Consider the following 6589-nt stretch of genomic DNA (forward strand, 5'->3'; position numbering starts at 1 on the left):
CGGCGGTCCCCGTCTTTCACAGCCGGGCGTCGGCCAACTAGCGTACGTACTGCAAGGAACCAAGGAAGGACGGCAGTCCGTTGTACGAAGGCGTGGTCCAGGACCTCATCGACGAACTGGGGCGGCTGCCCGGCGTCGGTCCCAAGAGCGCCCAGCGGATCGCCTTCCACATCCTTCAGGCGGAACCGACGGACGTACGCCGGCTCGCGCAGTGCCTGATGGAGGTCAAGGCGAAGGTCCGGTTCTGTGCGACCTGCGGCAATGTCGCCCAGGAAGAGTTCTGCAACATCTGCCGTGACACCCGCCGCGACCCCTCCGTCATCTGTGTGGTGGAGGAGCCGAAGGACGTGGTCGCGATCGAGCGCACCCGGGAGTTCCGCGGCAAGTACCACGTGCTCGGCGGCGCGATCAGCCCGATCGAGGGTGTAGGACCCGATGATCTGCGCATACGAGAGCTGTTGGCCCGTCTGGCCGACGGTACGGTCACCGAGCTGATCCTGGCCACGGACCCGAACCTGGAGGGGGAGGCCACAGCGACGTACCTCGCCCGCATGATCAAGCCCATGGGCCTCAAGGTCACCCGCCTGGCCAGCGGCCTCCCGGTGGGTGGCGACCTGGAATACGCGGACGAGGTGACCCTCGGCCGCGCCTTCGAGGGGAGACGACTCCTAGATGTCTGACGCCACACTGCACGCGTCCGCGCAGGACCCGGACGACTTCGCGGTCCAGATCGCCGACCAGGTCGAGAGTTTCCTGGTGGCCGTCATCGAGGTGGCGAAGGGCGACGAGCCCGACTCGGCCGTCCCCTTCCTGCTCCTGGAGGTCTCCCAGCTCCTGCTGGCCGGCGGCCGCCTGGGCGCCCACGAGGACATCGTCCCCGACGAGCGCTACGAGCCCGATCTGGGCCCGGAGGCCGACGTGGACGAGCTCCGCGAGAACCTCGCCCGGCTGCTGGACCCGATCGACGTCTACTCCGAGGTCTTCGACCCCTACGAGCCCCGCAAGGCCCCGGTGCCGGCCCGTATCTCGGACGACCTGACCGATGTCATCACCGACCTGCGCCACGGCATGGCCCACTACCGGGCGGGCCGCACCACGGAGGCGCTGTGGTGGTGGCAGTTCTCCTACTTCTCCAACTGGGGCTCCACGGCGTCCGCGACGCTGCGCGCCCTCCAGTCGGTCGTCGCGCACGTCCGCCTGAACCAGCCGCTGGCGGAGCTGGACGGTCTCGACACCGACCAGGCCATGGGCGACGAGACGCTGGAGTTCGAGGCGGGCAAGGTGATGGTGGAGGAGATCGCGGGTCCGCTGGGCCTGGGAAGGCCGGCGTCCAAGTAGCGGCTCCGGACGGGGGCCTTGCGATCCTCTGTGACGCGGGTCATACGAACAGGCTTCTGAAACGGCGTAATGCGCGGGCATCCGGGGTGGTCTGACTGCACGACGGCCACACCCGGCCCGTGCCCCCGCCGCCCGAATCGGAGCCCCGCATGCACGTCACCCTCCAGCAGCCGACCGGCGCCCGTCTGATCACTGCCGCGGACCAGGAGATCGCGGTCCCCGCGACCCTGCGCTACACCTCCGCCGACCCGCCGGCCGTGCACATCGACTTCCCGCCGCATGTCACGGTCGACGGCGAGGTGGCCACGTGGACCTTTGCGCGGGTGCTGCTGGGGGAGGGGCTGCGGTCGCCCGCCGGGATCGGCAACGTCCGGGTCCGCCCGGCCGGTACGGCCCACACCTACATCGAGTTCCGCTCCCCGCAGGGCATGGCCCGGCTCCGCTTCGCCACCGCCGACCTGCTGCGCTTCCTGGCCCGCACGTACACGGTCGTCGCTCTTGACGAGGAGACCGTGGGCGCGGAACTGGACCACGGGCTGGTGACGCTGTTCGGGGGCCGGGTGTGAGCGGCGTCGGCTCCAGGACTGGCGCGAGATCAGTCAGGAACAGGGGCTGACGCGCGGACAGGCCGCCCTGACAGTCGACTTCCACCCGGCGTGGACCACCGAGGAGAGACGGTGGAGCAGCGGACTGAGGCGCGCATGGACAGGCAATCCATCGTCAGCGGACCCAAGCCTCTGGTGGGACTGAGCTTTGTTGTCAATGGCGCTGCAACGAGTGTGCATGCAGCACCGCCCTGATCTTTGGCTGCACGCCGAGAGTGGCCTGAAGACGGAGAGCTACCGGAAGGGGCGTGCCCGCGCGGATGGCGTGCTTGTCTCTGCGGGCGGCCGCAAGGGGGACGGTGAGTGGTCGGAGGCCAACAGCACGTTGATGGCCGTGGAGATCACTTCCTACGACTCCGACACCAACCGGCGTGACCGAGTCGAGAAGCCCGACGGCTACGCCGCCGCCGGCATCCCCGTCTACCTCCTCATCGACCGCGACGAGCGCGCTGTCGTCGTCTTCAACCAGCCCGAGGACGGCCGGTACCGACATGAGGAGAAGCTGCCGTTCGGTGCCACCGTCGAACTCCCCGAGCCGGTGAACATCACCCTCGACACCGGGCCCCTCAAGGAGTTCGCGGACTGATCACAGCCCCCAGAGCCCCTTTCCGACGGCCGTGATCCCGCCCGTCAGGGCCAGCAGCAGTACCAGCACGCGGGCCCGTTTCTCCGGGATGCGGGAGGCGAGCCCCCTGCCGATCAACCCGCCCGCGCCCATCGCCGCGCTCACCAGGACCCACTGCGTCCCGCTCAGCCCCGGCACCCCGTTCGACGCCACCGAGAACGCGTTCACGATCACGCCGTAGAACATCGCGTTCGGGACGAACTCCCGTACCGTCCAGCCCGCGTTGAGGGCGTAGAGGGAGAACGGCGGGCCGCCCACCCCGGCCGCGGAGTTCATGAACCCGCCCGCCGCGCCCGCGGCCACCGCTCCCCTCGTGCCGCGCAGCGCGGGCACCGCGAAACCGCGCATCACCAGCAGAACGGCCACCGTGACCAGGCCGCCCATGACCAACAGCAGCCAGGGCTCCGGGAGTCGGTGGGTCATCCAGGTCCCCGCCGGTACCGTGCAGGCCGCCGCCCCGCAGAACGGGACCATCGCCCGCGGCCGGACCAGCCGCCACCCGCCCGCCAGCCCGACGCAACAGATCACCCCGGCCGCGCAGTTGGCGAGCACGACCCCTTCGGCCGGCCCCAGCAGCAGGACCAGCGCGGGTACGGCGACCAGGGCGAAGCCCATGCCGGTGAGCCACTGCACGGACGAGCCGAGCAGCACGACGCCCGTCAGAAGCACGTCTTCCATCACGGCCAAGGTGCCATGAAGTCGCTGCTTTTGTTAACCGGCGCACACGGAGCGTGAATTGGGCGTTCGCTGTCTTCGTCCTGTACCTCGGCTGCACGGGCCCTAACCAGCGCGAAGAGAGGCTGGAGTCAGTTCACGGCACCACCCCTCACCGCACTGGAGACAGCGATGACCCGTCGTTCCATAACCAAGCGCGCAGCCGTCGTCACCGCCACCGCGATCGTGGCCGTGGGAACCGTCGGCACCGTCGCCGCCACCGCCGGTCCCGCGCACGCGAAGAAGCCCACCAAGAAGGAGATCGCGGGCCTGTTCACCACCTGGAACGCGGCCCTGCAGACCGGTGACGCCGACAAGGTCGCCGACCTGTACGCGAAGGACGCGGTGCTGCTGCCCACCGTCTCCAACAAGGTGAGAACCGACCGCGCCGGCATCGTCGACTACTTCGAGCACTTCCTGAAGAACAAGCCGGTCGGCAAGAAGGTCCACACGATCGTCAACGTCCTCGACGGCAACTCCGCGATCGACACCGGCGTCTACGAGTTCACCCTCACCGACCCGAAGACCGGCGCGAAGCGGGTCGTCGAGGCCCGCTACACGTACGAGTACGAGAAGCGGCACGGCCAGTGGAAGATCGTCAACCACCACTCCTCGGCGATGCCCGAAGGCTGATCTCCACCTTCAGCCCACCCCCCGGCGCGTCCGCCAGCGTCACCGTGCCGCCGTCGTCGGTCACCAACTGCTTGACGACGGCGAGGCCGAGGCCGGAACCGGAGCGCCCGGTCAGGCCCTGGCCGCGCCAGAAGCGGTCGAAGGCACGGGACTTGTCGGCGTCGGACATCCCCGGCCCCTCGTCCAGCACCGACAGCACCACCGTGTCCGCCCGGGACTCCACCTCGACGGTGATCCGCCCGCCGTCCGGCGAGACCTCCAGGGCATTCGAGAGCACGTTGTCCAGCACCTGGTCCAGATGACCGGGGCCGGCCAGCACGGACGGCCGGTCGTCGACCACACTCCCCCTGAGCGCGATGGTGACTCCGCGCTCGTCGGCGGCCGGCCTCCACACCGTCAGCCGCTCGTCCACGATGTCCCGCAGGGCGAGCGGCTCGGCGGCCGTCACCTTCGCCTCCGCCCGGGCCAGCACCAGCAGGCCGGTCACCAGCCGGCTCATCCGGACCACCTCGGCCGTCGCCTGCTCCACGTCCTCGCGCACGAACTCGTCGTCCACGCCGTCCGCGATGTTGTCCAGCGACAGCCGCAACGCCGTGAGCGGGGTGCGGAGTTGATGGGAGGCGTCGGCCACGAAGATGCGCTGCGAGGCGACCAGGGTGTCCAGGCGCTCCGCACCCTGGTTCAGGGTGCGGGCGAGGGTCTGCGTCTCCGGCGGGCCCGTCACAGGGGAGCGGGCGGTGAGGTCGCCGTCGCCGAACCTGCTGGCCATGGCGTTGAGTGCGCGCAGGGGCGCGGTGATACGGCGGGCGGCGAAGGCGCCGATCGCGGCGGCCGCGGCCAGGACCAGCACGGCGAGGGCGGCCCGGAAGCCCCAGATCTGCCACAGCCGCCTGGTCATGTCGGAGGTCGAGTAGACGATCCGTACGGCCGCGTCGCCCTTGGCGGGGACGGTGACGGTGAGGTTCCTGCCCCAGACGAAGTCCGAACCCCAGTCGGTCGTCGGCTCGTTCCGCTCCACCGCCCGGGTCAGCGCCGCGTCCGCGGTGGGCCGGTCGAGGCCCGGGTCGCAGGCCGTCGTGGGCGTCGCCTCCACATCGCCGTACGCCGTCGCCACCTTGGTCAGCGCCTCGCAGGAGGCCCTGTCGCCGTTTCCCAGCAGCAGCGCCATCGTGTGGGCCTCGCGCAGCACCGACTGCCGGGTGTCGTCCCGCAGTTGGTCGGTGAGCGTGAACGCCACCGGCACCGTGAACAGGAAGATCGCCACCGCGACCAGCAGGATGTAGCTCCGGATGAGCTGCCGGTTCATGAAGCCCCGTCGTCCTTGACGATCTCCAGCCGGAAGCCGACCCCGCGGACCGCCTCGATGCTGATCGCCCCGGCGAGCTTGCGGCGCAGCGCGGCCACGTGCACGTCCAGCGTCTTGGTCGGCCCGAACCAGTTGGCGTCCCAGACCGCCTCCATGATCTGCTCGCGCGACATCAGCGCGCCCGGCTCCTCGGTGAGGAAGGCCAGCAGGTCGTACTCCTTGGGCGCGAGCGGCACCTCCTCGCCGTCCAGGCGCACCCGGGCGGCCTTGCGGTCGACGGTGAGGCGGGAGCCGTACCGGTCGGGGCCGCTGTCGGCATGCGGGGTACGGGGCCGCACGCGCCGCATCACGGCGCGTATCCGCGCGATGACCTCACGGACGCCGAACGGCTTGGACACGTAGTCGTCGGCGCCCAGCTCCAGGCCGACCACCCGGTCCGTCTCGTCGCTGCGCGCGCTGATCACGATGATCGGCACGTCACCGCGCAGCCGCAGCGCCTTGCACACGTCCAGGCCGTCGGTGTCCGGCAGGCCGAGATCCAGCAGGACGACGTCGTAGGGCCCGGCGTGGTCGAGGGCGGCGGCGCCGGTGGAGACCCACTCCACCTCGAAGCCGTACCGGATCAGGCCGCGTCTGAGGGACTGGGCGACCGGCTCATCGTCTTCCACCAGGAGTACGCGCACAGCCGCACCCTAATGCTTGAAACTTAATTCACAGCTGTCGCTCTCGTCCCACAGCGCCGTGTGACGCGGTGCACTTTTCCCGGGGTGCCGAATTGGGCATGCGCTGACCTGGGCGTCCGAATCTCACGATGCGATACCGCAGAGGTGGAAACCGGACGCTCGTTAAACTGAGCCGACACAAACGGACTGAGCGAGGAGCGCACGTGGGCCTTGTCGTGCAGAAGTACGGAGGCTCCTCCGTAGCCGATGCCGAGGGCATCAAGCGCGTCGCCAAGCGAATCGTCGAAGCGAAGAAGAACGGCCACCAGGTGGTCGTCGTCGTTTCCGCGATGGGCGACACGACGGACGAGCTGATCGATCTCGCCGAGCAGGTATCGCCGATGCCTGCCGGGCGTGAGTTCGACATGCTGCTGACCGCCGGAGAGCGGATCTCCATGGCACTGCTCGCCATGGCGATCAAAAACCTGGGCCACGAGGCCCAGTCGTTCACCGGCAGCCAGGCCGGCGTCATCACCGACTCGGTCCACAACAAAGCCCGGATCATCGACGTCACGCCGGGCCGTATCCGGGAGTCGCTGGACAAGGGCAACATCGCCATCGTCGCCGGCTTCCAGGGCGTCAGCCAGGACAAGAAGGACATCACCACGCTCGGCCGCGGTGGTTCCGACACCACGGCCGTGGCGCT

9 protein-coding genes are annotated in these 6589 nt (G+C 69.5%); 6 read left to right on the forward strand and 3 right to left on the reverse strand.

Annotated elements, in window-relative coordinates:
- Positions 1 to 80 precede the first annotated feature (80 nt).
- From recR to AQJ54_RS31020, 4 genes are all read left to right on the forward strand, one after another.
- Positions 81 to 680 (forward strand): recombination mediator RecR, encoded by a 600-nt coding sequence (gene recR / locus AQJ54_RS31005; RefSeq protein ID WP_028809103.1) that lies wholly within the window; start codon positions 81 to 83, stop codon positions 678 to 680.
- Positions 673 to 1338, forward strand: coding sequence for a DUF5063 domain-containing protein (locus AQJ54_RS31010; RefSeq protein ID WP_062025981.1), 666 nt, complete (start codon positions 673 to 675; stop codon positions 1336 to 1338). Before recR ends, AQJ54_RS31010 begins: the two co-directional genes overlap by 8 nt.
- Before the next feature lie 149 nt (positions 1339 to 1487).
- Positions 1488 to 1904 (forward strand): SsgA family sporulation/cell division regulator, encoded by a 417-nt coding sequence (locus AQJ54_RS31015; protein ID WP_062025982.1) that lies wholly within the window; start codon positions 1488 to 1490, stop codon positions 1902 to 1904.
- A 196-nt stretch (positions 1905 to 2100) separates the two neighbouring features.
- Complete coding sequence (locus AQJ54_RS31020; RefSeq protein WP_079070079.1) at positions 2101 to 2529, forward strand: Uma2 family endonuclease; 429 nt, start codon at positions 2101 to 2103, stop codon at positions 2527 to 2529.
- Here AQJ54_RS31020 and AQJ54_RS31025 read toward each other — a convergent pair whose 3' ends face one another.
- Positions 2530 to 3246, reverse strand: a complete 717-nt coding sequence (locus tag AQJ54_RS31025) for a sulfite exporter TauE/SafE family protein (RefSeq protein ID WP_062242745.1) — start codon at positions 3244 to 3246, stop codon at positions 2530 to 2532.
- Positions 3247 to 3414: 168 nt separating this feature from the next.
- On the opposite strand from AQJ54_RS31025, the gene AQJ54_RS31030 reads away from it, so the two are divergent.
- Positions 3415 to 3915: an SgcJ/EcaC family oxidoreductase gene (locus AQJ54_RS31030; protein WP_062025986.1), complete on the forward strand. Its 501-nt coding sequence runs from the start codon at positions 3415 to 3417 to the stop codon at positions 3913 to 3915.
- On the opposite strand, the gene AQJ54_RS31035 is transcribed toward AQJ54_RS31030, so the two are convergent.
- Both AQJ54_RS31035 and AQJ54_RS31040 read right to left on the reverse strand, forming a co-directional pair.
- The gene (locus tag AQJ54_RS31035) at positions 3881 to 5221 is read right to left on the reverse strand and encodes a sensor histidine kinase (protein ID WP_062242748.1); all 1341 of its coding nucleotides are present in this window, start codon (positions 5219 to 5221) and stop codon (positions 3881 to 3883) included. The two genes, AQJ54_RS31030 and AQJ54_RS31035, sit on opposite strands and share 35 nt — an antisense overlap.
- The gene (locus AQJ54_RS31040; protein WP_062025988.1) at positions 5218 to 5904 is read right to left on the reverse strand and encodes a response regulator transcription factor; all 687 of its coding nucleotides are present in this window, start codon (positions 5902 to 5904) and stop codon (positions 5218 to 5220) included. Before AQJ54_RS31040 ends, AQJ54_RS31035 begins: the two co-directional genes overlap by 4 nt.
- A gap of 203 nt (positions 5905 to 6107) precedes the next feature.
- Between AQJ54_RS31040 and AQJ54_RS31045 the strand changes: the two genes are divergently transcribed.
- Positions 6108 to 6589, forward strand: a 482-nt coding sequence (locus tag AQJ54_RS31045) for an amino acid kinase family protein (RefSeq protein ID WP_487248026.1), incomplete at its 3' end; no start/stop codon positions are given.

Source organism: Streptomyces griseorubiginosus (assembly GCF_001514195.1).
Classification (GTDB): domain Bacteria; phylum Actinomycetota; class Actinomycetes; order Streptomycetales; family Streptomycetaceae; genus Streptomyces; species Streptomyces griseorubiginosus.

What these genes read in the sequence shown, in the direction of transcription:
- AQJ54_RS31010 (WP_062025981.1), top strand. Translation starts at nt 673, where the DNA reads ATGTCTGACGCCACACTGCACGCGTCCGCGCAGGACCCGGACGACTTC.
- AQJ54_RS31015 (WP_062025982.1), top strand. Translation starts at nt 1,488, where the DNA reads ATGCACGTCACCCTCCAGCAGCCGACCGGCGCCCGTCTGATCACTGCC.
- AQJ54_RS31020 (WP_079070079.1), top strand. Translation starts at nt 2,101, where the DNA reads ATGGCGCTGCAACGAGTGTGCATGCAGCACCGCCCTGATCTTTGGCTG.
- AQJ54_RS31025 (WP_062242745.1), bottom strand. Translation starts at nt 3,246, where the DNA reads ATGGAAGACGTGCTTCTGACGGGCGTCGTGCTGCTCGGCTCGTCCGTG.
- AQJ54_RS31030 (WP_062025986.1), top strand. Translation starts at nt 3,415, where the DNA reads ATGACCCGTCGTTCCATAACCAAGCGCGCAGCCGTCGTCACCGCCACC.
- AQJ54_RS31035 (WP_062242748.1), bottom strand. Translation starts at nt 5,221, where the DNA reads ATGAACCGGCAGCTCATCCGGAGCTACATCCTGCTGGTCGCGGTGGCG.